Source organism: Roseateles sp. L2-2 (assembly GCF_050613215.1).
In the GTDB taxonomy this organism is placed as follows: Bacteria; Pseudomonadota; Gammaproteobacteria; order Burkholderiales; family Burkholderiaceae_C; genus Roseateles; species Roseateles noduli.
The window spans coordinates 5,665,784-5,692,055 of sequence record NZ_CP192509.1 but is presented as its reverse complement, the minus strand read 5'-3'; the positions used below and the strand labels follow the sequence as shown (position 1 = coordinate 5,692,055).

The window sequence follows — 26,272 nt, the reverse complement described above, 5'->3', positions numbered from 1 at the left end:
TGAGGTGACGGCGGGCGTGATCTCCGGATCGCGCCGCAGCAACGCCGCATCAAACGCAAAGGCCGGCGGAAGCCGGCCTTTTTCATTTGCGCGGGGGTTTGCCGGTCAGTGATCCCCGACCGGATAGCGCCGCTCCGCCGCGACGATGTCCCAGACCGCGATGAACATCGCCGCGATCAGCGGGCCGATGACGAAGCCGTTGATGCCGAAGACCGCCATCCCGCCCAGCGTGGACAGCAGCACGACGTAGTCGGGCATCTTGGTGTCCTTGCCGACCAGCAGCGGGCGCAGCAGGTTGTCCACCAGGCCGATGACCACGGTGCCGAAGACGATCAGGCCGATGCCGGAACCGACGTGTCCGGTCGACAGCAGGTAGATCGCGACCGGCGCCCAGACCAGCGCCGCGCCGACCGCGGGCAGCAGCGACAGGAAGGCCATCAGCACCGCCCACAGCACCGGCGCGTGGATGCCCAGCACCCAGAACGCCATGCCGCCGAGCGCGCCCTGGATGGCCGCCACGGCGATGTTGCCCTTGACCGTCGCGCGGATCACCGTCCGGAACTTCTCGCCCAGCTGGCGCTTGTAGGAGTCCTGCAGCGGCAGCGCGTCGCGGATGCGCGCCGAGAGCTGCTCGCCGTCGCGCAGCAGGAAGTACAGCAGGTAGAGCATCACGAAGAAGCTCACCAGGAAATCGAAGGTGTCCTGCCCGAAGCCCAGCGCCTTGGTCGCCATGAACTGGCTGCCCTGGTTCAGCGCGCTGCCCAGCTTCTCCTGCAGGTTCGACAGATCGTGCAGGCCCAGGCGCTCCAGCACGTCGATCAGCCACGTCGGCAGCGCCGCGTAGATCTGCGCCACGTAGGTGTTGAAGTTGAACTGGCCGGACTTGACCATCTCGAAGACGACCGCGGCTTCGCGCACCAGCGCGCCCATCACGTAGGTCAGCGGCAGCACCACCAGCAGCAGGATCACCAGGATCGTCGCCCCCGCCGACAGCCCGGGCCGCTTCGTCTTGCGCAGCAGCTTGCGATACAGCGGCTGGAACACGATGGCCAGGGCCACGCCCCAGAGGATCGCGCTCATCATCGGCCACACGATCCAGAAGAACGCCACCGTCACCAGCGCCAGCAGGCACAGGAAGGACCGGTTCTGCAGCGCGGGGACCAGCTTGCCAGGACCACTCATCGTGAAGTCGCTCCTCGGGAGTCGTGCAGGATCCCGGGCGGGATCTTGCGGGATGGGACAGGAAACCGCCGCAAGGCGGTGGATCGCGGGAAGGGCACGCGGCGTGCCAACCCGCCGCTCCGGCGCAATCCGGGCGCGGCGGCGCAGGATCGCCGGTTTACTTCAGCGCGTCCAGCAGCTTTTCGTGGATGCCGCCGAAGCCGCCGTTGCTCATGCACAGCACGTGGTCGCCGGGCTTGGCCGCGCGCTTGACCATCTGCACCAGCTCGTCGACGTCCGCGCCGACCAGGCCCTGCTCGCCCAGCGGCGCCAGCGCCTCGCGCGCGTCCCAGGTCAGGCCGTCCTGGTTGCAGAAGCTCAGGTCGGCCTCCTCCAGCGCCCAGGGCAACTGCGCCTTCATGGTGCCCAGCTTCATCGTGTTGGAGCGCGGCTCGAAGACGGCCAGGATGCGCTCCTGCGGCGGGATCCGGCGGCGCAGGCCGGCGATGGTCGTGTGGATCGCCGTCGGGTGGTGCGCGAAGTCGTCGTAGACCTTGATGCCGCGCGATTCGCCGCGCAGCTCCAGCCGTCGGCGCACGTTCTTGAACGTGCCGAGCGCCTCCGCCGACTTTTCCGGGTCGACCCCCACGTGTTCCGCCGCCGAGATCGCCGCCAGCGCGTTCAGTTGATTGTGCTCGCCCAGCAGCTCCCAGTTGACGTGGCCGACCTTCAGGCTGCCGCGCAGGACGTCGAAGGACTGCGGCTCGCCGCGGGCGCGCAGCGCGCCGGGTTCTTCCTTGCGGGCGCCGAAGCGCTGCACGTCGCTCCAGCAACCGCGCGACAGCACGCGCTGCAACGCTTCCTCACGCGCGTTGACGACCAGTCGCCCCGATGCCGGCACCGTCCGCACCAAGTGGTGGAACTGGGTCTCGATGGCGGCCAGGTCCGGGAAGATGTCCGCGTGGTCGTGTTCGAGGTTGTTCAGGATCGCCGTGCGCGGCCGGTAGTGGACGAACTTGCTGCGCTTGTCGAAGAAGGCGGTGTCGTACTCGTCGGCCTCGATGACGAAGAACCGGCCGTCGCCCAGCCGGGCCGACACGCCGAAGTTCTGCGGCACGCCGCCGATCAGGAAACCGGGGGCCAGACCGGCCGACTCCAGGATCCAGGTCAGCATCGAGGTCGTCGAGGTCTTGCCGTGCGTGCCGGCGACCGCCAGCACGTGCTTGCCCTGGAGCACGTGTTCCGCCAGCCACTGCGGGCCGCTGGTGTACGGCAGGCCGGCGTCGAGGATGGCCTCCATCAGCGGGAATCGGCCCTCGGACGAGCGCGTCACCACATTGCCGATCACGAACAGGTCGGGCTTGAGCGCCAGCTGCTCCGCGCCGAAGCCCTGGATCAGCTCGATGCCCAGGGCCTCCAGCTGCGTCGACATCGGCGGATAGACATTCGCATCGCAGCCGGTCACCGTGTGGCCGGCCTCGCGCGCCAGTGCCGCCAGCCCGCCCATGAAGGTGCCGCAGATGCCAAGGATGTGGATATGCATGTCTGTCTCTCAGCTGCTGTACCAATGGGTAAGCAAGCGTAATGCCTGTCGCGGATTGAAAAATTCGCGACAGGCCTGGCTCGGTGTTTGCCGGGGCCAGGCTTTCCCGAACCGGCCATCGGGCCCTTGGCCCGATGAACCGACGCCGTCAGCGCAGGGCAGCGCGGGCGGCGTCGAGCGTGGCGTCGATGTCCGCATCGGTGTGCGCGGCGGAGACGAAGCCGGCCTCGTACAGCGCCGGCGCCAGGTAGACGCCGGCATCCAGCATGCCGTGGAAGAAGCGGTTGAAGCGCTCCTTGTCCGTGGTCATCACGGTCGTGTAGTTCTGCGGCAGCTCCGGCATCAGGAAGAAGCCGAACATGCCGCCTTCGCTGTCGACGCTGAACGGCACGCCGTTCTCCGTCGCCACCGCCTTCAGGCCGTCGACCAGGCGGCGTGTGCGCGCCGACAGGGCGTCGAAGAAGCCGGGTTTCTTGATCTCGCGCAGCGTCGCCAGGCCGCAGGCCGTGGCCACCGGGTTGCCCGACAGCGTCCCCGCCTGGTAGACCCCGCCCAGCGGGGCGAGGTGACGCATGATGTCGCGGCTCGCACCGAAGGCGGCCAGCGGCATGCCGCCGCCGATGACCTTGCCGAACACGCTGATGTCCGGCACGAAGCCGGGGATCAGGTCCGCGTACACGCCCTGCGCGCTGCGCAGGCCGACGCGGAAACCGGTCATCACCTCGTCCAGCACCAGCAGTGCGCCGTGCTGGCGGCACAGCTCACGCATCCGGGTCATGAAGGGCACGCTGGCGCGCACGAAGTTCATGTTGCCGGCGATGGGCTCGACGATCACGCAGGCCAGTTCGGGGCCGTGCAGGGCGAAGGCCTCTTCCAGCTGGGCGACGTTGTTGTACTCCAGCACGATGGTGTGCTGGGCGGTCGCCTCGGGCACGCCGGCCGAGGTGGGGTGACCGAAGGTCGCCAGGCCCGAGCCTGCCTTCACCAGAAGCGCGTCGGTGTGGCCGTGGTAGCAGCCCTCGAACTTGATGAACTTGTTGCGCTGCGTCGCGCCGCGGGCCAGGCGGATGGCGCTCATCGTCGCCTCCGTGCCAGAGCTCACCAGCCGGACCTGCTCGCAGCTGGGGACCAGGGCGAGGATCTCCTCGGCCAGCTCGACCTCGCGCTCGGTCGGCGCGCCGAAGGAGAAGCCCTCCAGCACGGCCTTCTGGACCGCCTCGACGACGGCCGGATGGCCGTGGCCCAGGATCATCGGACCCCAGGAGCCGATGTAGTCGACGTAGCGCTTGCCGTCGGCGTCGACGATGTAGGCGCCTTCGCCCCGCGTGATGAAGCGCGGCGTGCCGCCGACGGCGCGGAACGCGCGGACTGGCGAATTCACGCCGCCGGGAATGACGCGCTGGGCGCGGGCGAACAGGGTCTCGTTCTGGCTCATGGGGAAGTCCGGTGCTGCGACTGCCGCGGGAGTGGCCGGTCGCGAAGGCGTAAGCAGATGAAAGGGGAAAAGGACGAGGGCGCCGCTCGGGCGCCCTCGGCGGTCTCAATGGATGCGGCGGGGGCCGCGGCTGGGCGGCTCGTCGATCGGCATCTCGTCGGTGACGGGCACGACCTCGGCGCCTTCCTCCCCCTCCTCGCCGGGCGGCAGCGCCCAGAAGAAGCGGTCCGGCACCACATTGCCCATGCCGGGACGGAAGCCCGCCTCCAGCGACTGGTCGAGGAAGGCCAGCGCCTCGCCGACCGCGTCGTGCGGCTCCGAGCCGACCGACAGCAGCGCCGCCAGCGCCGCCGACAGCGTGTCACCCGAGCCCACGAAGCTGGCTTCGAAGCGCTCGAACTTCTCGCCGGTGATCGCGCCCTGGGAGTTGGCGAGCACGTTGTCGATGTACTGGTTGGGCAGTTGGATACCGGTCACCAGCACGTTCGCGGCGCCATGTTGCTGCGCGGCCACGGCCAGCTCGCGCGGGGAGGCGGGCCGGTCAGCATCCCAGTCGGGCAGCAGGCAGTCGCTCAGCGTCTTCTGGTTGCCGACCAGCACCAGCGTCTGCGGCAGCACGAGCTCGCGGAACGCGTCCAGGTAGCTCTGCTGCTGCTCCTCGTCCAGCCAGGAGATGCTGGGCAGGTAGGCCACCAGCGGCACGTCGGGGTAGTCGGACAGGACCTCCGCGACCGAGGAGACACCTTCGGCGCTGCCCAGGAAACCGACCTTCCAGGCGGCGACCGGGACGTCCTCGAGGATGGAACGCGCCTGCTCGACGATGCAGTCGCCGTCCAGGGTCTGGTGGTCGAAGACCTCGGCGGTGTCGCGCATGACGATGGCGGTGACGACCGGCAGCGCGTGCGCGCCCATGGCGGCGATGGTGGCGACGTCGCCGGCGCTGCCGCCCGCGCCGCTCGGATCGGACGCATTGAAGCTCATCACGCAGGCCGGGGGCGGCGAATCCTGGTCCTCGATCGCGGCGGCGTCCTGGGGATCTTGTTGATGCGGGTCTGGGCGGCTCATGAATGGTTCGGCGAGAAGCCGTGAACTGGTGCGCAAAACGTGGAGAAGCACCGCAACCGACTGTTGTTTCATCGGTACTTCCGCCCCCCGGGTCAGACCGGGGGCATGGCTACAATCTTTCGATCATTGTAGTGATGCAAAGTCAACCCATCGTGAGCGAAGCAAGGACCTGGATGTGCCTGATCTGCGGCTGGATGTACGACGAGGCCGTGGGCGACCCTGAACACGGCATCGCCGCCGGCACCCGTTGGGAAGATGTCGACATGAACTGGACCTGCCCCGAGTGCGGCGCCCGCAAGGAAGACTTCGAAATGGTCCAGATCTGACCCTCGCATCGACCTTTCGGCAAGGCACCGGTCCTCGATCATCCGGCGTCCTTCCAGCGCTCGTCGCCTGTCGCGAGCCTGAAATCTCTCTGACAACCATTGTCTGAACAATACGGAGAAGAGCTTGGATTCCAGCGCAAGCCCCCGCACGGCGACCAAGGTGCTCGTCATCGACGACAGCAACACGATCCGCCGCAGCGCCGAGATCTTCCTGAAGCAGGGCGGCCATGAGGTCGTCCTGGCCGAGGACGGTTTCGACGCGCTCGCCAAGCTGAGCGACTACCAGCCCGATCTCGTGTTCTGCGACATCCTGATGCCGCGTCTGGACGGTTACCAGACCTGCGCCATCATCAAGCGCAATCCACAGTTCGCGTCGGTGCCCGTGATCATGCTGTCGTCCAAGGACGGCCTGTTCGACAAGGCCCGCGGCCGGATGGTCGGTTCGCAGGACTACCTGACCAAGCCCTTCACGAAGGACCAGCTGCTGCAGGCGGTCCGACAGCATTGCCAGGCGGGTTGACCGGCTCGACGGACAGCCCGCTTTCCACGACCTCATCCACGACATCCAACGACGCTCACGCCTGGCTCGAACGACGACTCCACCGACGCGAATCGACACGAGCCAAGACAGAGGGAGATCCCATGCCCATCCACAAGATCCTGCTGGTCGACGATTCGAAGACCGAGCTGCACGCGCTGAGCGACCTGCTGACCAAGCGCGGCTTCACCGTGCGCACCGCCGAGAACGGCGAAGAGGCGATGAAGCGCCTGGCCGAGGACAAGCCCGACCTCATCCTGATGGACGTGGTCATGCCCGGCCAGAACGGCTTCCAGCTGACCCGCGCGATCACCCGTGACGAGCGTTATGCCGACGTCCCGGTGATCATGTGCACCAGCAAGAACCAGGAAACCGACAAGGTCTGGGGCATGCGCCAGGGCGCGCGCGACTACGTCGTCAAGCCGGTGAAGGCCGACGAGCTGCTGGCCAAGATCAAGGCGCTGGGCTGACATCATGGCCAACAAGCAAGCGCTGCGCGAACTTCAACAACGGCTGGCGCAGCGCATGCAGGCGGCGCGCGAAGCGCCGCAGGCGGCGAGTTGGCTGGCAGTCGAATGCGCAGGCCTCGGCCTGCTGCTTCCGCTCAAGCAATCCGGCGAAATTTTCACGCCGGTGCCGCTTCAGGCGGTCCCGTACACGCAACCCTGGATGCTGGGCGTGGCCAACTTGCGGGGCGGTCTGCACACGGTGGTGGACCTGTCGGCCTTCCTGGGCCTGCGGGGTCCCGCACCGCTGACATCGGCCCACCGGCTGGTGTCGATCAATCCGGATCTGGGCATCAACTGCGCGCTGCTGGTGGACCAGCTGCTGGGGCTGCGCGGCGATGAACAGCTCCAGGCCGAGCCCGACGAGGGCGGCCATCCCGATTTCGCTCCTGCCCGCATGCGCGACGGGCAGGGCCGGCGCTGGCAAGTGCTGGACCTGGATGCGCTGACGCAGCATCCGCAATTCCTGCGCATTGTTTTGAACTGATAGCCAGACGACGGTCCCGTCACAGGCGCCGATTCGACGAACGAGATCAAACGAGGGTGAGATGAGCTTCCTGGACAAGATCAAGAACAAGGGCAAGAACGAGGGCAACGACGACTTCGACGCCGGTCCGCAGACCGACGCGGGGGCCGTTCCGGAGGACACGCGTGACTTCCAGCCTTCGATCATCACCACGGCGCAGCCCACGCCGGAGTTCCAGGACACGTCCGCGGGCTACCAGCCTTCGGCGTCCGCCCCGGAATCGCCCCAGCCGATGCCGGCCGTGGCTCGCCAGCCCGAGCAGCGCCGCACCGGCCTGCTGACGGCGCTGGTCGCCGCTGGCCTGATCGGCACGACGCTCACGGTGTCGTGGTCGCTGATCGCCTCGAACCGCTCCGCGGCGCAGGTGCGCGGCGCGGGTCAGGCGGCGACGCAGTCGCAGCGTCTGGCGAAGGCGGTCTCGACCGCACTGCTGGGCAACAAGAACGCGTTCCCGGAAATGAAGGAAGCGTCGGAGATCCTGACCGGCGTGATCGGCTCGCTGCGCGACGGCAGCGGTGAGCTGGCCAAGGCGCCGGGCTCGGTCGATCCGCTGCTCGAGAAGATCGCCCCGATGGTGGCGCGCGCCGACAAGAACACCAAGGTCATGCTGGCGCAGGAAAAGGTGTTGACGCAGGTCGGCGCCGCGCTGCGCGCGATCAACCGGCAATCGTCCGACCTGCTGGAAAGCGCCGAGGCCGTGGCCTCGCTGTCGCTGCAGAGCTCGGCCCCGACGGGCGAAGTCGCCGCGGTCGGCCAGCTCGTGATGCTGACCCAGCGTATCGGCAAGTCGGCCAACGAATTCCTGACGCAGGAAGGCGTGAGCCCCGAGGCCGTGTTCCTGCTGGGCAAGGACTTGAACGCGTTCCGCGAGATCGCCCAGGCGCTGCTGAACGGCAACCCCGAGCTGCGCCTGAACGGCGCCAAGGACGCGCAGGTGCGCGAACGCCTGAAGGTGCTGCTGACGCAGTACGACCAGACCCGTTCGCAGGCCACCGCCATCCTGTCCAACCTGCAGGGCCTGGTGTCCGCGCGGGAAGCGCAGACGGCGATGCTGAATGACTCGGAAGTGCTGCGCAAGGACCTGGACGACCTGGGCGTCGGCCTGGAATCGGCCGGCGGCCTGAACCCGGCGGTGCTGATCGCCATGCTGGCCTCGCTGGCGGTGCTGGTGATCGGCTCGGTCGGCTTCCTGCGGCTGTACGTGTCCGACCAGTCGCGTCGCGCGCAGATGGCGGAAGAACAGCGTCGCGAAGCCGAGGCGCAGGAGCAGGAAGCCAAGCGCGTCAACGACGCGAACCAGGCGGCGATTCTGCGACTGATGAACGAACTGCAGACGGTGGCGGAAGGCGACCTGACGCACCAGGCGACCGTGACGGAGGACATCACGGGCGCAATCGCCGACTCGGTGAACTACACCGTGGAAGAACTGCGCTCGCTGGTGCACCAGGTGCAGACGACGGCGGTCCGGGTGACGGACACGACCGCGCAGGTCGACCAGACGTCGACCGAGCTGCTGGCCGCATCGACCGAACAGCTGCACGAGATCCGCGCCACCGGCGAGGCGGTGCTGCAGATGGCGCACCGGATCAACCAGGTGTCCACGCAGGCGCAGCAGACCGCCGACGTGGCCCGCCAGTCGCGGGAAGCGGCCGAGCAGGGTCTGGAGGCGATGCAGAACAACATCGGCGGTATGAACCAGATCCGCGACCACATCCAGGAAACCTCCAAGCGCATCAAGCGTCTGGGCGAGTCGTCGCAGGAAATTGGCGAGATCACGGAGCTGATCTCGGACATTACCGAACAGACCAACGTGCTGGCGCTGAACGCGGCCATCCAGGCGGCGTCCGCGGGCGAAGCGGGTCGCGGCTTCTCGGTGGTGGCGGAAGAAGTGCAACGACTGGCGGAACGCTCCGCCGACGCGACGCGCCGGATTGCGGCGCTGGTCAAGACCATTCAGACCGACACACACGACGCGGTGGCCGCCATGGAGCGTTCCACGCTGGGGGTGGTCGAGGGCACGAAGCTGTCCGACGCGGCCGGCCGCGCGCTGGAAGACATCGACTCGGTGTCGCGTCGCCTGGACGACCTGATCGGTCAGATCTCGTCGGTCGCGCAGAACGAAGCGCGCGCCGCCAACGAGGTCGGTGCGAACATCCAGCACATCTTCGCGGTGACCGAGCAGACTTCCGACGGTACGCGTTCCACCGCCCAGATGGTGCATGAGCTGTCGCGGTCGGCGGAAGCGCTGAAGCAGTCGGTGTCCCGGTTCAAGGTCACGTCCTGATCGGACGGGCCTCCGCCCCGCGGCCCCACCGGTAGAACAGGGATCACCCCGCACCGCGTCGACAATTAGAAGAGAACAAGAGCGAGCATGGACCTTACGCGCGAATCCGAGTTCCCCGCCGACCTGAGCCCGCTGGCCTGGGTCCAGGAGGAGCTGCGCCGCACGCTGGAATCGGTGCACAAGGCCCTTCGCCGCGTGCTGCGCGATGCCGATGCGCGGTCGACGACGCTGGGCGGCGACGGCCAGCCCAGTCCCGCCCTGCAAGGCGCGGCCCAGCAGATGCACCAGGCCGCCGGCGTGCTGGCCGTGGTCAGCCTGCCCGCTGCCGCGCATCTGCTGCGTGCCGCCGAGGCGACGCTGTTCCGCCTGGCCGAGAACCCGGCCAGCGTGAGCATCGCCGAGGTCGAAGCGGTCGAACGCGCGGACTTCGCGGTCCTCGCCTTCATCGCCAAGACGCTGGCCGGCGGACAGCCGAGCTCGCTGGCGTTGTTCCCCGCCTACCAGACGCTGCAGGAACTCAACGGCGCGGGACGCATCCACCCGGCCGACCTGTGGACCGAGGAATTCCGCTGGCGCGAGCTGCCGCTGGACCGCGGCGTGCGCGCCCTGACGTCCGAGCAGATGCGCACGCCGTTCGAGGCGCTGCTGCTCAAGCAGATGCGCGCACCGGCGCCCGGTCAAGGGCAACTGCTGAGCGACCTGTGCGCCGGTCTGGCGCTGACACAGACGCAAGCGAACGCGCGCACGCTGTGGATGCTGGCCGCTGGCCAGTTTGAAGCGCAATCGCGCGGCCTGCTGCCGGTGGACACGCTGGTGAAGCGGCTCGGCTCGCGACTGCTGGCGCAACTGCGCGCCGGCAGCGACGCGGCGCCGTCCGAGCGTCTGGCCAAGGACCTGCTGTTCTTCGCCGCCGCCGCCAAGCATGCCGAGCCCGGCTCCGCGCCGCGCCTGAGCGCGGTGCAGCAGGCCTACGGCCTGATCGAAGCCGACACCGTCGACTACCGTGACGACGCGCTGGGCCGCATCGACCCGAACTGGGTCGCCGCGGCAAAGCGTCGCGTGATCGCCGCCAAGGAATCCTGGGCCTCCGCCGCCGAAGGCGAGACCCACCGCCTGGGCGGACTGGACGAGCAGTTCGCCAACGTCGCCGAGTCGCTGCAGAAGCTGTTCCCGAGCGGGGAAGTGCTGGGTGACACGCTCCGTCGTGCCGTCGTCACGACGCTGCGTTCGGGTCGCGCGCCCGAGGCCGCGCTGGCGATGGAAATCGCCACGTCGATGCTCTATCTGGAAGCGGCCCTCGAGGACGAGGCCTTCGACCAGCCCGAGCAGGGCGATCGCGTGAAGAGCCTGGCCCGCCGCATCGAGTCGGTCGGCCATGGCGAAGCGCCGTTGGCGCTCGAAAGCTGGATGGAGGAGCTCTACCGCCGCGTCGCCGATCGGCAGACGCTGGGCTCCGTCGTCCATGAACTGCGTGCCAGCCTGTCCGAGGTCGAGCGCCAGTGCGACGAGTATTTCCGCGACCCCACCAAGCGCGACCTGCTGATCCCGGTGCCGGGACAGCTGCAGGCGATGCGGGGCGTGTTCAGCGTGCTGGGCCTGTCGCAGGCCGCGCAAGCCACGCTGAAGATGCGCGACCAGGTCGACGAACTGGCCAACACCGAGGTCGATCCGACGCTGTCGGGACCGCGCGCGCAGTTCGACCGGCTGGCCCACAACCTGGGCGCGCTGGGTTTCCTGATCGACATGCTGAGCGTGCAGCCGCAACTGGCCAAACGCATGTTCCGCTTCGAGGAAGACACCGGGCTGCTGCAGTCGCTGGTGGGCCGCGAAAGCGAGCTGCAGCCGCAGGCGCAGGAACCGGCGGTCCCTGAAGTCGAGGCGCAGCCGCAACTGATCGATCAGCTGCAGGCCACGGCGCAGGCCGTCGCGCAGGGCGATCGCTCGACCGAGGACCTGGCCCGGGATCTGGAGCGCATCTCTCACGAAGCTCGCGCCGCCGACGACCTCGGCATGGCGCAGGCGGCGCAACAGGCGCAGCAGCAACTGCTGTCGGCCGGCGGCGATGCCGCGGGCAGCCATGCTGCCGAATCGCTGCAGCAGTTCATCGAGGCCGCCGCGCCCGCCGCGCCGCCGGCGCAGGCCCCGAGCGCGCCCATCCCGCAGGCCGAGGAAGCGATCGACGAGGAGATGCTGGGCATCTTCCTGGAAGAGGCCGCCGAGGTCGTGACCACCGCTCGCGACGCGATGACCGCGCTCGCCCGCAACGGCAGCGACAAGGAACAGCTGACGACCGCGCGTCGCGCCTTCCACACGCTGAAGGGCAGCTCGCGCATGGTCGGGCTGAACGAGTTCGGCGAAGCCGGCTGGGCCTGCGAGCAGCTCTACAACCATCGCCTTTCGGAGCATCCGCAGGCCGACTCGGACCTGCTGCGCTTCAGCAACGAGGCGCTGGACGCCTTCCAGACCTGGGCTGCCGCCATCGCCGACAAGCGTCCGCACGGCTTCCACAGCGCGCCGTTCCGCGCGTCAGCCGATGCGCTGCGGCTGGAAAACCGCTATCTGCCCCTGCAGGTGTCGGCCGAACCGGTCGCACCCGCGGTCGCACCCGTGATCGCGCCGATCGCCGCGATCCCTGAAGCCATCGAACTGGCTGATGTGGTCGAGTTCGGTGCCGTCCCCGAAGTGATCGAAGTCGCCGAAGTGGCTGAGGTCGTCGAGGTGCCCACCGTCGAGGAAGTCCACGACATCGATCTGTCCGGTCTGCCGGAGCTGTCGCTGGCGGACGAGGTCGCTGCGCCTGCTCAGCCCGTCGCGCCCGAAGTCGCCGCCGATGAACGTGCTGCGCTGGACCTGCTGGCCACGCTGGATGCGGCGCCGGTGCCGGCCGCCTCGGTCCTGCCGTCGCTGGACCTGCCCGCGTTGGACCTGCCGGGCCTGGACGCGCCGGCGCTGCCGGTCGCCGACCTGTCCCTGGACTTCCCTGGCGAGTTGCCCGAGCTGACCCAGGCGGTACCGGAACTGAGTTCCTCGGTCGATCTGGACGCGCTGTCCGCGGCCGACCTGCCCGCGCTCGACACGACGATGTCGCTGCCGACCGTGGCCGACGTGGTCGAACCCGCCGCACTGAACGGGCCGCCGGCGCTGGAGCTGCCGATCGCCGTCGAGCCGCCGGTCTTCCACGACGAGCCGACGCAGGCCCTGGAGCCGACGCTGACGTCCGCCGATGACGCGACCGTCACGATGGACCTGCCGGCCGGCTGGCCGTCGGATGCGCCGATGGTGGAGATCGAAGCCACGACGCCGATGCCGCTGGACGAACTGCCGGTCGCCGCGGTGGTCGACGAGCCCGCGCTGGACCTGCTGGATCTGTCGGACCTGAACACCGAGCCGGTGACCGCGCTGGACGCGGCTGCGACGCCGGAAGATCTGTCGCTGACGCTGGACTTGGGCCAGGAACTGGTCGAGACGCCGCCGGAAGGCTTGTCGCCGCGCACCTTGTCCGACCTGGATCTGCCGGACCTCGACCTCGATACCCCGGTGACGCATGCGGCGCCGGCGCTGAGCCTGGTGGGCGGAACGGCGGTCACGCCGCCGGCCGCCGAGGCACCGGTCGAGGCCGTCGACGAGGACATCGATGCAGAGGACAGCGACGAGGGCGTCAAGGTCATCGGCCCGCTGCGCATCAGCATCGCGTTGTTCAACATCTTCCTGAACGAGGCCGACGAGCGCTCGCGCCGCCTGCAGGTGGAGCTGACCGAGTGGTCGCTGCTGCCGCAGTCGCCGCTGCCGCAGGACGCGGAAGCGCTGGCGCACGGCTTGGCCGGCAGCGCCGCGACGGTCGGTTTCGACGACCTGTCGACGCTCGCCCGTTGCCTGGAGCACGCCCTGGGCCGCGCCCTGGGCCACCAGGTCGGCGATCCGACGCTGTTCCAACGCGCCTCGGATGAAATCCGCCGCCTGCTGCATCAATTCGCCGCCGGTTTCCTGAAGGAAGCCGATCCGGCTTTGCTGGCTGAACTCCAGGCCTTCGAGCCGGGCGCGCTGCTGCCCGACGGTCATGCCGACAGCGACGAAGGCCTGCTGGCCATGTCGCTGGAGGAAGTCTCCACCGCCTCGCTGCCGGCCAGCCTGCTCAGCGTGCCGGTGCCGCCGGTCGCGGCGGCTGACCATGATTTCCCGACCTCGCAGGAGGCCTTCCATCAGGCGGCCGAGGCCACCGACGACGACTTCGACTTCAGCCAGCCCGACCAGATCGAGCCGGAACTGATGCCGATCTTCGAGGAGGAAGCCGAGGACCTGCTGGGGCAGCTGCACGGCGCATTGCGCGAGTGGGCCGCCCAACCGGCGGACTCCAGCCGCGCTGCGGCCTGCATGCGCGTGCTGCACACCTTCAAGGGTGGCGCGCGCCTGTCCGGCGCGATGCGGCTTGGCGAAGAGGCGCACCGCCTGGAATCGCAGGTCGAGCATCTGGTGGCCGAAGGCGAGCCGCGCTTCGAGCAACTGCTCGTTTTGCAGGATGCCGGCGACAGCCTGGAGCACTCCTTCAAGACGCTGCAGCGCACCTGGCGCAATCCCGCGCCGGTGGTGCCCGCGCCGATGGCGTCTGCGGCGCCGGTCGCGACTCTTGCTGAGCCGATCGTTGAGCCGGTCGCACCGATCCCTGCAGCCGAAGCGGTGGAAGCGATCGAATCGCCCGCCGAAGGCTCCGATGCGATTCCGGCTCAGGCCGCTGAAACGCCGGCCGAACCCGAGTCCCCGATCGAAGAGATCGTGGAGCTGGTAGAGGTCGTTGAGCCCGTCGCGCCCGTGCTTGAGGCCGAGGTGCCGACCGCAGAACCGGTGGTCGAGACGGTCGCCGAAGCGGTTGTCGAACCCGTCATCGAACCGATCGCCGAGCCGGTTGCCGAGATCGTCGAGCCGGTCGTCGAAGAGCCCGCTCCCGTGGCCGCGCCGGTCCCCGCGCCGCTGGCCGACATCGACATCGACTGGGCCCACTTCAGCGAAGTGGCCGACATGGGCCAGCCGCTGGAAAGCGCGCCGGTCGCGCCGGCCGCGCAAGTGCGTGTCCGTGGCGCGCTGCTGGAACGCATGGCCGCGCTGTCGGGCGAAGTCTCCATCCGCCGTGCCCGTCTGGAATCCGAACTGGGCCAGATGCGCACGTCGCTGGGCGACCTGGACGACAACCTGGAGCGCCTGCGCACGCAGTTGCGCGAGCTGGAACTGCAGGCCGAAGCCCGCATCGCCGCTCGCCAGGAAGCCGCGCAGGCCACCGGCAAGGACTTCGATCCGCTGGAATTCGACCGCTACACCCGCTTCCAGGAACTGACCCGGATGCTGGCCGAGTCCGTCAACGACGTGGCGACGGTCCAGCGCGGCCTGCAGCGCAACGTCGCGGCGGGCGAAGACGAACTGGCCGGCCAGTCCCGGCTGACGCGCGAGCTGCAGGACGACCTGCTGCGCACGCGGATGGTGGAGTTCGACAGCAGCCTGGGCGAACGTCTGCACCGCGTCGTGCGGCAGGCTTCCCGCGAGAGCGGCAAGCAGGCCCAGCTTGAGATCCGCGGCGGCGGCGTCGAACTGGACCGCGCCGTGCTGGAGCGTCTGACGGGGGCCTTCGAGCATCTGCTGCGCAACAGCGTGGTCCACGGCATCGAGACGCCGGACGTCCGCCAGCAGGCCGGCAAGGCCCCGGTGGGCCGGATCGTGCTGAACCTGCACCAGGAAGGCAACGAGATCCAGGTCCGCTTCAGCGATGACGGCGCCGGCCTGAATCTGGCGCGCATCCGCGCCCGCGGCGAGAGCCAGGGCCTGATCCAGCCGGGTCAGGACGTCAGCGACTCGCAGCTGATGGACCTCATCTACGAGCCGGGCTTCTCCACCGCCGATGCGCTGACCGAAATGGCCGGCCGCGGCGTGGGCATGGACGTCGTGCGCTCGGAAGTGAACACGCTGGGCGGCTACGTGCTGACGCAGTCGACCGCAGGGCAGGGCGCGAGCTTCGAGCTCCGCGTGCCGCTGACGACGGCGCTGACGCAGGTCGTCGTGCTGCGCTACGGCGATCGCAAGGTCGCGGTGCCCGCGGCGCTGATGCTGTCGGTGCAGCGTCTGCCGGTCGAGACGGTCGAACAGGCGTATGTCGACGGTTCGCTGATGGCGGCCGGCGAGCGCATGCCCTTCTACTGGCTGGGCGGCCTGATGCGCCACAGCGATCGCGGCTTCGCCCACGGCAAGACGCTGCCGGTGGCGCTGGTCCACAGCGCACAGCAACGTCTGGCGCTGCATTGCGACGAAGTCCTGGGCAACCAGGAAGTCGTCATCAAGAACCTGGGTCCGCAGCTGATGCAGGTGCCGGGCCTGGCGGGCATCAGCCTGCTGGCCTCCGGCGACGTGGCGCTGATCTACAACCCGGTGGCGCTGGCCAACCGTTACGGCCATGCCGCGCAGCAGCGCGTGCACGACGCCGAAGCGGCGGCGCGTCAGGTCGTGGTGGAGGAGGAGAAGGTCCAGCTCGCGCCGCTGGTGATGGTGGTCGACGATTCGTTGACCGTTCGCCGCGTCACGCAGCGTCTGCTGGAGCGCGAAGGCTACCGCGTGCTGCTGGCCAAGGACGGCCTGGATGCGATGGAACGCCTGGGCGGCGACGAGCTGCCCGCGGTGGTGCTGTCGGACATCGAGATGCCGCGCATGGACGGCTTCGACCTGGTCCGCAACCTGCGCGCCGACACGCGTCTGGCGGGGCTGCCCGTGATCATGATCACGTCGCGGATTGCGCAGAAGCATCGCGAGTATGCACAACGGCTCGGAGTCAACGATTACCTGGGCAAGCCCTATGACGAAGAGCACCTGCTGGGTCTGATCGCCCGATACACTTCGCATCTGTCCGCCGCTCAGCCGGCGAGGGCGTAGCGTCCGGCCTCCCGGACATCGGGAAGCCGGCGCCTGGATCCTCCCTCCACGCTGCATACACCATGTCCGGGGTAGTCGACCATCTTGCCGAACTGACGGGCTTCCGTGACCGCGATGTCATGGACGTCACGCTCGTCACCGCGTTGCGGGATCTGCTCAACGGCCCCGCGGCCGCGGTGGCGATCTACCGCTGCGTCGGCGAGCCCGGTCAGCAGCGCTGGTTGACCCGCGCACGGCTGCGCGCGGGAGACCCGGTCGCCACGGCGGATTCGCTGTGGGTCGACCCCGAAAAGCTGCCGCGACTCGCCGAAGATCCCCGCCGCCTCGAATGCCTGACGCAGCGCAGCGTGCTGCAGCAGCGCGAGGGCGACGAGTGGGTGACGCTGTTCCCGCTCGCCACCGAGCGCGAGGTCGTCGGCGTGCTGGAACTGCACACCGCGCGCAGGCTCAAGGCCGAAGCGCAGCGCATGGTCGCCAGCGTGCTGCGGATCTATCACAACTTCCAGGGCCTGCTGGACTACAGCGAGCGCGACACGCTGACCGGCCTGCTCAACCGCAAGACCTTCGACGAGAGCTTCCTGAAGGCGGTCTCGGAACTGCCGACGCGCGCCCCCAGCGAAGCCGCGGTGCACGATGAGGCGAGCCAGGATCGTCGCCATGCCGTCGTGCATCCGCGCTACTGGCTGGGCGTCATCGACATCGACCTGTTCAAGTCGATCAACGACCGTTTCGGCCACCTGATCGGCGACGAGGTCCTGCTGCTGCTGTCGCGCCTGATGCGCAGCAGCTTCCGCTTCAACGATCTGCTCTACCGTTTCGGCGGCGAGGAATTCGTCGTGCTGATGCGCTGCGAGGACGAGCCCGACGCGGCCCATGCCTTCGAGCGTTTCCGCAGCAACACCGCGCATTACGCCTTCCCGCAGGTCGGTCGCATCACGGTCAGCATCGGCTTCACGCAGATCCGCGCGGGCGATTCGCCGGCCGCGGCCTTCGAGCGCGCCGACAAGGCGGTCTACCACGCCAAGGGCGCGGGACGGAACCAGGTGCAGAGCCATGCCACGCTGGTCGCGCAGGGCGCGATGTCCGAGGCCAAGCACCTGAGCGACGTCGAGCTGTTCTGACATCGTGAACAGGACGTGGCGCTGGTCCGCGCTCGCCGCCTCGGCGATGGCGGCGCTTGCGGCGCTGCTGATCGGTTGCGCAACGCCTGCACCCGCGAGCGGCCCCGATCTTCCCGCACAGCCCGGCGCACAGCTCGCCGACGACGGCAGTCACCACTGGCAAGACTTCGACTGGAACGATCCGGCGCGCCATCGCGCGGTGCCGGTCCGTGTCTACTGGCCCCAGGGCGAAGCGCCTGCGGGCGGATGGCCGGTCGTGGTGTTCTCGCACGGCATGGGCGGCTCGCGCCGCGGCTACAGCTATCTGGGCAGCTACTGGGCCGCGCACGGCGTGGTCGCCATGCATGTGCAGCACATCGGCAGCGACCGCCGGCTGTGGTCGGGCGGTTTCGGCTGGTCGAACTCCCTGAACCTGGTCCTGCGGCTGCAGCATGCCGCCCAGCCGGAGGAGGCTGTCGACCGCACGCAGGACGTCCGCTTCGCGCTGAACCGCCTGCTTGCCGGACCGCTGGCGCCTCAGTTGGATCCGTCGCGGCTCGCGATCGCAGGCCATTCCTACGGCGCCAACACCAGCCTGCTGCTGGCCGGCGCGAAGGTCCCGGCCTCGGCCGCATTGCCCGGCGGCATGCCTCCGACGGCGCTGGTGGAGCCGCGCTTCAAGGCGGCGATCCTGATCTCCGCGCCGCCGTTCTACGGCGAGGGCGATCCCGCGCCTATCCTGTCCGGCGTCGCGATTCCCACGCTGCACATCAGCGCCACCGACGACGAGATCACCATTCCCGGCTACTACAGCGGACCGGCGGACCGCGTCGCGCTGTTCGACGCGATCGGCGGCCCCCACAAGGCGCTCGCGATGTTCAGCGGCGGCTCGCACAGCATCTTCACGGATCGGATGAATACCGGCGGCCTGGATCTCAATCCAAAGGTCAAGGCGGCCACGCGCGAACTCAGCCTGGCCTATCTCCGGCTCGTGCTCGACGGCGAAGAGGCACCGATGCGCGAGTGGCAGCGACGCCATGCCGCGCTGCTCGCGCGGTGGCAAGCGCCATGATCCGTGGCCGTGTGTCAAGCCCTGACCCCTGAACACACCGTACGTCCGCGCACTTCAGGCGTCGCCATGACCGGGACGTGGCTTTCACGGAACGCGCCACGTGAGCAGGGACTTGCTTTTCCCGCGCTACCCCTCTAGCGTTAGGCCCATGTGAACGGTCTCCACAGAGAGATGCGGCACGAGGCCCCAGGACGCGGGGCTTGAGAGAGGCGCGACCACAGGTCGCGAGCAACAGAAGCACTGGGGTGGATGTCGGCGCGGATGTCATCGCTGTGATGCCGTCGTCCACAGGGTTGTACCAACACGGGCGCGCAAGCCCGGACCTTCGATGCGCATGCTGACCTTTCCGGTGGCTGCGGGCCTGTTGCTGGCCGGCTGCATCGCTTTTGTAGCCACCGCCTACGGCGAGTACCGCAGTCTTGGCGAATTGACGCGTCAGGAGAACGTGCGCGCCCAGGCGTTGCGCACGCAGCAGCTGATCTCCGACCTCAATGCGCTGCTGATCGACCTCGAGACGGGGACGCGCGGTTTCCTGATCACCGGCGATGCGGCCTTCCTGCAGCCGTATGAGCGCGCACAACGCGATCTCGACGCCCACTATGCGGAACTCAAGACTGCGCTCGCGCAATCGGCGGATCGGCAGGAGACGGCGTTCGAGCGCCTGGACCGCTTCATCGCCGAGCGCCGCCATCAGGTCGAACGCCAGGTCGAGGGCCGCTGGAAAGACGGCGAATCGGTGCTGAAGGACCGCCAGGCCTACGTGGCGGGCAAGCAGTTGATGGACGAGATCCGCGGCGAGCTGGGCCGCTTGAAGTCCTTGCAGCAACAAAGGATCGACGGCATCGAAACGGCCGTCGCGATCCAGACGAAGGAGACCACGCTGCTGGCGCAGGTGTTGCCGCTGGCCGGCGGCGTGATGGTGGCGGCGGCAATGGCCGCGCTGTGGATGGAGCGCGAGCGCCGCGATCAGGCCGAGCGCGCCCTGCGCGACAGCCATGCGCAGCTGGAAGGCGCCGTCGTCGAGCGCACCCGCGAACTGACCGAGGCGCTCCAGCGCATCCAGAGCTTCGCCGCGGAGCTGGACCGCAGCGTCGAGGCGGAGCGGCGCCGGCTGGCCCGCGAGGTTCACGACCAACTGGGCCAGCTCGGCACGGCGGCCAAGATGCTGGCCTTGTCGATGGCCCGCAAGATTGCGCCGGCCAAGGAGCCGATGCACGAGGAAATGCTGTCCATCGCCGACGAGGTCATCGGCGCCGCCCGCCGCATCGCCAACACGCTGCGGCCGCCGCTGCTGGACGATTTCGGTTTCGGTGCCGCGGTGCAGCATTACGTGCAGGGCCTGCAGCGGCAGAGCGACCTCATCGTCGACGTCGATCTGGCGTCCGACGAGGCCCTGACGCCGGAGCAGCACAACCAGCTGTTCCGGCTGTTGCAGGAAGCCGCGACCAACGTGCTGCGGCATGCGCAGGCGCAGCAATTGACCATCGAATCGCGCCTGGAGGACGGCGAATACCGGCTGCGGATCGAGGATGACGGCGTGGGTCCCGGCCATGTGCGCGTCGATGCGTCGGGCTTGCGGAACATGCGGGAGCGCGCCGTGCTCGCAGGGGGGGAGATGGCCTTCGGACCGGCGCCCCAGCGCGGCACGCGGATCGACGTCCGGGTGCCGGTAGGCGCCGACGGCAGTGAACTGGAGGACGCGGACGACGCCAACGGTGGCGGCGGCGCGAGACGGGAGAACGAGGAGGGTTGGGATGAGATTTCTGATCGTTGACGACCATCCGATCATGCGGCTCGGGGTCAAGCAATTGATCCAGGGCCACTGGCCGCAGGCGGTGATCGACGAGGCGTCGACCATCGCCGAGGGGCTTCAACTCGGCCAGGCGCACAAGCCGGACGCGCTGGTGCTGGACCTGTCCTTGCCCGACGCGAGCGGGACCGAGGGCGCGAGCCGCATGCTGCGCGCGATCAAGGGCGTGCCTGTGCTGGTGCTGAGTCTCAATGCGGAGTCCGCCTATGCGGCGCGGCTGCTGCAGATGGGCGTGTCCGGTTATCTGCCCAAGGACAAGGCGACCGACGAGCTGGTCGTCGCGCTGCAGCGCCTGCTGCAGGGCGGGCGTTACGTCACCGCGGCGATGGCGGACCACCTGCTGGGGCTGCTGAGCGGCGCGACGCCGGGCCAGTTGCCGCACGAGCAGCTGTCCGCGCAGGAGCACCGCGTGATGCTGCTGATCGCGGCCGGCAAGACGCCGGCCGAGATCGCCGACACCATGCACCTGTCGGCCAAGACGGTCGGCACCTACCGCGCGCGCATCCTCGAGAAGACGGGATGGCGCAACAACACCGAGCTGACGAAATACTGCGTCCAGCACGGTCTCACGGACATCCAGTGAGCAGGCGGAGGACGTAGGTGATCGCCCGACAAACCCTGCGGAGGGAACCCGACATCAGCTTGGGCGGGGTGCCGCTGATGTGGGCGGGAGGGCGCGCGCAAGATGCCGGACAGGCGGTGACAACCAGTCGCCGCGTCGATCCGGAGCACCCTTTCATGGACATCTTTCTCGTCGAGGACTCGTCGGCCATCCGCCGGCTCCTGGCACGCCGGCTCGAGGACATGCCCGGCGCCCGCGTCGTGGGCGAGGCGGACTCCGCGCCGCAGGCCATCGCGCTGATCGACTGGCTGCAGCCGGACACGGTGCTGCTGGACATGACGCTGCTGGTCGGTACCGGCATCGACGTGCTGCGCGCGCTGCGCAGCAAAGGCTATCGGGGACGCATCCTGATGCTCACGCATCACGCGATGGACGCCTACCGCGACATGTGCATGCAGGCCGGCGCCGACGGCTTCTACGACAAGGCTTCCGGCCTGGAGACGCTGTTCGGCGATCTCGACGACCTGCTGCAGAGCGAGCTCGTCGGCGGCCGGCAGCAGCGGCCCTCGCCGCTGCTGCGCGACGCCGCGACCGGTCTGCTGGGCCAGGTCGCGCTGCTCGAACGGCTGGACCAGGTGCTGCGTCTGGTCAACGCCGAGGCCGGCAAGGTGGCGGTCACCGTGGTCGTGCTGAAGGGCCTGGAGGCGCTCCTGCGCAGCCAGGGCGTCACTGCGGCGGCGCCGGTGCTGGTCGAGATCGGTCGACGCATGTCGGGCTGCGCCGGCCCTGCCGATCTGCTGGCGCGGCACGCCAACGAGCAGTTCGCGCTGGTCGTCTCGCGCGCCGGTTCGGTGCAGGAGGCGGAGGCGCTGACCGACCGCATCCGCGAATCGCTGGCCGACCCCTTCGACCTGGGCGGCCATGAAGTGCGGCTGGACAGCCATGTCGGCCTGGCCGTCTATCCCCGCGACGCGATCTCCGCGCGCGGACTTCTCATCCTTGCGGAGGCCCGGGCCCATGGCACGCGGTTGCCCGAAAGGGGCAGCGCCGTGGTGCACTGACGGGACACGGATGCGGAGACACCTCCCGCTGCTCCTGATCATGGCCGCACTCGTCGGCCTGATCGGCGTTGCGCGCGGCGGGACGGCGACCAACACGTTGAGCTCGCAGACGACGGTGTCGTCCGCGTGCAATGTGTCGGGCTCGACGCTGGCCTTCGGCTCGGCGATCAATCCGATCAGTGCGGGGCCGGTGAACGGCACCTCGACGCTCACCATCGAATGCACGGCCACCACGGCCTACACCGTCGCGCTCAGCGCCGGAAGCAACGCCGGCGGCGCGGCCAACTTCTCGGCCCGCAAGATGATCAACGGCGCCTATACGCTGGGCTACCAGCTCTATGTGGATGCGGGGCGGACCTCGGTCTGGGGGAACAGCACCGGCGGCAGCAGCGTCTACAGCGGCACCGGCACCGGGGGCGTGCAGAGCGTCACCATCTACGGGCAGGTGCCCTCGCTGACCGGGGCGGTCCCGGGGGCCTACACGGACACGGTCACGGTGACGGTCACCTACTGAATTCGAACGGCAAGCCGCCCTCGGGCGGCGCGCAAGGAGAGCGAGGAAAGCAAGAAAGGACGGCAGCGGGCGGCCGGAACGCCCAGGGAGACATCGGACGACAAGACCACAGGAGAGAGACCGATGAACACGATCCGACGCGGACTGGCCGCCGTCCCGGGCATGACGGCCATGCTGGCGGCATTCATGGCGGCGCTGCTGGCGATGCCGGCGGCTCATGCCGCCGATGTCAGCATCATGCCGGTCAACGTGCGGCTGGACCGCGCGAACGACCGGGCGACGGTGCAGGTCCAGAACAACGGCACCGAGCCGGTGACGATGCAGGCCGAGGGCATCCGGTGGACGCGGGAGAACGGCCAGGACGTCGACGGTCCGACCACGGACCTGCTCGTGAATCCGCCGATCTTCACCTTGCAGGCCGGGCAGGTCCAGGTCTTGCGCGTGGGCCTGCGGCGACCGCCCGATCTCCAGCAGGAGGCGACCTACCGCATGGTCCTGCGCGAGGTCCCGGTGGCGCGCCAGGGCGGCGACACGCAGGTCACGGGCGCGGTGCGCGTGCTGGTGGCGCTGCGGGTGCCGGTCTACGTCGCGCCGAACCAGGTGCGTCGGGACTCCACCTGGAGCGTGCAGCGCGCCAGCAGCGGCGAGACCGTGGCGACGGTGACCAACGCCGGCAACGTCCATGTGAAGGTCAGCGAACTGCGGGTGACCGGCGCCAACGGCGAGGTGAAGTCGATGGCGGTGCCGGGCGCGCAGAGCGTCGTGTTCCCCGGCGAGCAGCGCAGCTACCGCATCCCGACGCCGGCCGGCCCGCCCGGCAGTCTGCAGGTCATGACCGACCAGGGATTGCAGCAGGTCACGGCCGGTGCAACGGGCAAGTGAACCCGGCCTGCTGCCGGCCGCGGTCTGCCTGTGCATGAGTGCCGCGGCGCAGGCGCAGCAGCCTCCGCCGGCGGCGCCCTTGCCCGCGCCCGCATCGGCGCCTTCCGATCCGGCGCAGGCGCTGGCCCAGGCGCCGCGCTTCGGTGAGACGCTGCTGCTGGGTCTGAAGATCAACGGCATCCCGCAGCCGCAGACCGTGCGCGCGGTGCGCGTGCCTGAAGGGGTCGCCATTCCGCAGGCGCTCTGGACCGAACTGAAGTTCAGACCTCCGGCGCTGCCGCCGCGCATGATCGACGGCGAGCTGCACATGATCCTTGGCGACGGGCCCGGCGAACTCATGCGCTGGCGCGTCGAGGAGCTCAGCCAGACCTTGGAGATCGATGCGCCGCCGCAGGCCTTCTCCGATCAGCAGGTCGAGGTGGCGCGGTCCGCCACGCAGGTGACCTTGCCGTCGACCTTCGGCGTCTACGCCAACTACGACGTGCAATGGCAGAAGCGCCTGAGCGGCGACGGCAACGTCGACGGCGTCACCGAACTCGGCGTGCTGACGCCGCGCGGCGACCTCAACCATCAGCAGCTGTACCGCAGCGGCACGGGCGGCGGCTGGGTGCGGCTGGACTCGCGCTGGACCATCGACCGCCCCGAGCACCTGACCAGTTGGCGGCTCGGCGACAGCATCGCGCAGCCGGGCACCTGGGGCCAGGCGATGCGCTTCGGCGGCGTGCAGTGGAGCACCGACTTCTCGCTGCGGCCCGGGTTCCTGAGCTTTCCGCTGCCGACCTTGCGTGGCGAGGCGTCCTTGCCGTCGACGGTGGATGTCTTCGTCAACAACAGCCAGCGGCTGCAGGGGCGGGTGCAGCCGGGGCCGTTCGACATCAGCGATCTGCCGCTGGTCACCGGCCAGGGGGAGATCCGCACCGTGGTGCGGGACCTGCTCGGCCGCGAGCAGATCGTCGTGCAGCCGTACTACATCAGCCCCTCGCTGCTGAAGCCGGGGCTGTCGGCCTACAGCGTCGAGGCCGGCTGGCTGCGGCTGAACTACGGCATCGACAGCAACCGCTACGGCCGCGCGGTGCTGGCCGGTACCTGGCGCAACGGCCTCACGTCCGGCTTCACGCAGGAATGGCGCGGCGAACTGACGCAGCGTCAGCAGGCGCTGGGCGCGACGGGGTTGTGGCTGTTCCCCGCCCTGGGCACGGTGAGCCTGGCGGGCGTGGCCAGCCGCAGCGACGACCCCGAGGCGCGTCGCGGCGCGCTCGCGACGCTGGGCGTGGAGCGCCAGGGCATGGACTGGAGCGGCGGCGTGCAGGTCAAGCGCGCCACGGCGGGTTTCACGCAGCTCGGCAATCCGGTGCTGCCGAAGTGGAGCGTCTCGGCCTCCATCGGTACCTCGTGGAAGCAATGGGGACTGGGTCTGGGACTCGTCAACCAGGGCGCACCGCAGCGGCTTGCGCCCCAGGGGCAGCTGCAGGTGGCCAACAAGCTCTGGTCCTTCAACGCGAGTCGCAGCCTCGGCGGCTGGGGCTTCTTCGGCCTGTCCGCGCTGAAGGCGGGCAACGGCGGCGGCACGGCGATCTCGGTCTTCTGGAGCCTGCTGCTCGACGGCAACAAGAGCCTGTCGACGGCCTGGCAGGGTCAGCGCGGCGGCGGGCAGCCCTCGCGCGACCTCTGGCAGGTCCAGTTGCAGAGCAACCCGCCGGTCGGCGAAGGCCTCGGCTATCAGCTGCTGTCGGAGTCGTATGGCCGGCAGCAGGCGCAGGCGCAGTGGCAGACCAACAAGGTGGCGCTGAACGGCGGCGTCTCGCGGACGTCGGGCAATACCGACGTGCGGCTCGGCGCGAGCGGCGGCCTCGCCTACATCGACGGCAGCGCCTATGCGAGCCGGCGCATCGACGGCGGCTTCGCGGTCGTGCAGGTGGACAACCAGGAGAACGTGCGCATCCTCCACGACAACCAGCCGGTCGCGCGCACCGATGCCAAGGGACGCGCGTTCCTGCCGGCGCTGCGGGGATACCAGATGAACCGCGTCGGCGTGGTCGCCGACGATCTGCCGCTGGACGCGGAGATCGAGGCGCTGGAGCTGCAGGTCATGCCGGCGGCGCGCAGCGCGGCGCTGATCCGGTTCCCGATCGTGCACAGCCGCACCGCGACCTTCCGCGTCGTCGACGAGGCCGGCGAGCCGCTGCCGCCGGGGACCGACTTGCAGGTCGCCGGATCGAAGCGCACATTCCCGATGGGCCTGGACGGCCGGGCTTTCGTGACGGGACTGCCGGACGGCACCGGCGCGGTCGGCGACGTGCTGGCGCGGCGCGAGGACGGCACGCCGTGCCGCATCGAGCTGAAGCTGCCGGCGCAGGCGACCGAACTGCCGGACCTCGGCACCGTCGTGTGCCGCAAGATCACGACCTGGTCCACCGGCGCATCGCCCCGACCGGAGACGACCGTTTCGAATCCCCGCAAGGAGTCGCCATGAATGCCATGCCCCGCCGTCTGCTTCGCGCGTTGCCCTGGCTGGTGCTGATGGGCGCGGCGCCCTCGGCCCATGCCTTGTGCATCCAGGGCGTGTGCTCCTGCACCGTCACGACGACCTCGGTGCTGTTCGCCAACTACAACCCGCTGGCCTATGGCAACACCGACTCGACCGGCACGGTCACGGTGAAGTGCGGCGGCGTCGCGGGTCTGCTGATCCCTTTCACCATCGCGTTCAACCAGGGCGGCGGGCCCAGCATCTCCGCCCGTCGACTCAGCTTCGGGGCGAATTCGCTCAACTACAACCTGTACATCGACAACACCTACACGACGGTGTGGGGCGACGGCACGACCGGCACGATGGTCGGCGGCGGTCTGCTGCTCGACGCGCTGGGGCTGTCGCCGGGGCTGGTCTACACGGTCTATGCCCGCATCCCGGGTCGGCAGACCACGGTGCCGCCCGGCGGCCCGTACACCGATGCCGTCAGCGTGACGCTCACGTACCAGTGATG

General features: G+C 69.1%; 19 protein-coding genes. 15 read left to right on the top strand and 4 right to left on the bottom strand.

Annotated features, from left to right (window positions below; translation table 11 throughout):
• Window positions 1-105: 105 nt before the first annotated feature.
• From ACQZ13_RS25445 to thiD, 4 genes are all read right to left on the bottom strand, one after another.
• Window positions 106-1,182, bottom strand: coding sequence for an AI-2E family transporter (locus tag ACQZ13_RS25445; RefSeq protein ID WP_431048646.1), 1,077 nt, complete (start codon window positions 1,180-1,182; stop codon window positions 106-108).
• Window positions 1,183-1,339: 157 nt separating this feature from the next.
• Window positions 1,340-2,704 carry a UDP-N-acetylmuramate:L-alanyl-gamma-D-glutamyl-meso-diaminopimelate ligase gene (mpl, locus tag ACQZ13_RS25440; RefSeq protein WP_431048645.1) on the bottom strand — a complete coding sequence of 455 codons (1,365 nt, stop codon included), beginning with the start codon at window positions 2,702-2,704 and terminating at the stop codon, window positions 1,340-1,342.
• Between the two features lie 148 nt (window positions 2,705-2,852).
• Window positions 2,853-4,139, bottom strand: coding sequence for a glutamate-1-semialdehyde 2,1-aminomutase (gene hemL / locus ACQZ13_RS25435; RefSeq protein ID WP_431048644.1), 1,287 nt, complete (start codon window positions 4,137-4,139; stop codon window positions 2,853-2,855).
• A 105-nt stretch (window positions 4,140-4,244) separates the two neighbouring features.
• On the bottom strand, window positions 4,245-5,204 hold the full coding sequence (gene thiD / locus ACQZ13_RS25430) for a bifunctional hydroxymethylpyrimidine kinase/phosphomethylpyrimidine kinase (protein WP_431048643.1): 960 nt from the start codon (window positions 5,202-5,204) through the stop codon (window positions 4,245-4,247).
• A 134-nt stretch (window positions 5,205-5,338) separates the two neighbouring features.
• Here thiD and ACQZ13_RS25425 point away from each other — a divergent pair, with 134 nt between their 5' ends.
• The 15 genes from ACQZ13_RS25425 (at window position 5,339) to ACQZ13_RS25355 (ending at window position 26,270) form a co-directional block, all read left to right on the top strand.
• Window positions 5,339-5,530, top strand: coding sequence for a rubredoxin (locus tag ACQZ13_RS25425; RefSeq protein WP_088406382.1), 192 nt, complete (start codon window positions 5,339-5,341; stop codon window positions 5,528-5,530).
• Window positions 5,531-5,654: 124 nt separating this feature from the next.
• A complete protein-coding gene (locus ACQZ13_RS25420) occupies window positions 5,655-6,050 on the top strand; it encodes a response regulator (protein ID WP_088406381.1) in 396 nt (131 codons plus the stop codon).
• Between the two features lie 122 nt (window positions 6,051-6,172).
• Window positions 6,173-6,538 carry a response regulator gene (locus tag ACQZ13_RS25415; protein WP_423598206.1) on the top strand — a complete coding sequence of 122 codons (366 nt, stop codon included), beginning with the start codon at window positions 6,173-6,175 and terminating at the stop codon, window positions 6,536-6,538.
• 4 nt (window positions 6,539-6,542) lie between these two features.
• Window positions 6,543-7,061, top strand: a complete 519-nt coding sequence (locus ACQZ13_RS25410; protein WP_088406379.1) for a chemotaxis protein CheW — start codon at window positions 6,543-6,545, stop codon at window positions 7,059-7,061.
• A gap of 61 nt (window positions 7,062-7,122) precedes the next feature.
• The gene (locus ACQZ13_RS25405; protein WP_431048642.1) at window positions 7,123-9,384 is read left to right on the top strand and encodes a methyl-accepting chemotaxis protein; all 2,262 of its coding nucleotides are present in this window, start codon (window positions 7,123-7,125) and stop codon (window positions 9,382-9,384) included.
• Between the two features lie 87 nt (window positions 9,385-9,471).
• Window positions 9,472-16,290 (top strand): Hpt domain-containing protein, encoded by a 6,819-nt coding sequence (locus tag ACQZ13_RS25400; protein WP_431048640.1) that lies wholly within the window; start codon window positions 9,472-9,474, stop codon window positions 16,288-16,290.
• Window positions 16,291-16,352: 62 nt separating this feature from the next.
• Window positions 16,353-17,411 (top strand): GGDEF domain-containing protein, encoded by a 1,059-nt coding sequence (locus tag ACQZ13_RS25395; protein WP_431048639.1) that lies wholly within the window; start codon window positions 16,353-16,355, stop codon window positions 17,409-17,411.
• A 4-nt stretch (window positions 17,412-17,415) separates the two neighbouring features.
• Window positions 17,416-18,462, top strand: a complete 1,047-nt coding sequence (locus ACQZ13_RS25390) for an alpha/beta hydrolase family protein (protein ID WP_431048638.1) — start codon at window positions 17,416-17,418, stop codon at window positions 18,460-18,462.
• Window positions 18,463-18,796: 334 nt separating this feature from the next.
• Window positions 18,797-20,236 (top strand): CHASE3 domain-containing protein, encoded by a 1,440-nt coding sequence (locus ACQZ13_RS25385; RefSeq protein ID WP_431048637.1) that lies wholly within the window; start codon window positions 18,797-18,799, stop codon window positions 20,234-20,236.
• Window positions 20,217-20,855: a response regulator gene (locus ACQZ13_RS25380; protein ID WP_088406373.1), complete on the top strand. Its 639-nt coding sequence runs from the start codon at window positions 20,217-20,219 to the stop codon at window positions 20,853-20,855. The genes ACQZ13_RS25385 and ACQZ13_RS25380 overlap by 20 nt, the downstream gene beginning before the upstream one ends.
• Window positions 20,856-21,010: 155 nt before the next feature.
• Window positions 21,011-21,895, top strand: coding sequence for a response regulator (locus ACQZ13_RS25375; RefSeq protein WP_431048636.1), 885 nt, complete (start codon window positions 21,011-21,013; stop codon window positions 21,893-21,895).
• Between the two features lie 40 nt (window positions 21,896-21,935).
• A complete protein-coding gene (locus ACQZ13_RS25370) occupies window positions 21,936-22,409 on the top strand; it encodes a Csu type fimbrial protein (RefSeq protein ID WP_431048635.1) in 474 nt (157 codons plus the stop codon).
• Window positions 22,410-22,532: 123 nt separating this feature from the next.
• The gene (locus tag ACQZ13_RS25365; protein WP_431048634.1) at window positions 22,533-23,291 is read left to right on the top strand and encodes a fimbrial biogenesis chaperone; all 759 of its coding nucleotides are present in this window, start codon (window positions 22,533-22,535) and stop codon (window positions 23,289-23,291) included.
• Window positions 23,275-25,764 carry a fimbria/pilus outer membrane usher protein gene (locus ACQZ13_RS25360; RefSeq protein ID WP_431048633.1) on the top strand — a complete coding sequence of 830 codons (2,490 nt, stop codon included), beginning with the start codon at window positions 23,275-23,277 and terminating at the stop codon, window positions 25,762-25,764. Before ACQZ13_RS25365 ends, ACQZ13_RS25360 begins: the two co-directional genes overlap by 17 nt.
• On the top strand, window positions 25,761-26,270 hold the full coding sequence (locus ACQZ13_RS25355) for a spore coat protein U domain-containing protein (protein WP_431048632.1): 510 nt from the start codon (window positions 25,761-25,763) through the stop codon (window positions 26,268-26,270). The genes ACQZ13_RS25360 and ACQZ13_RS25355 overlap by 4 nt, the downstream gene beginning before the upstream one ends.
• Window positions 26,271-26,272: the final 2 nt, after the last annotated feature.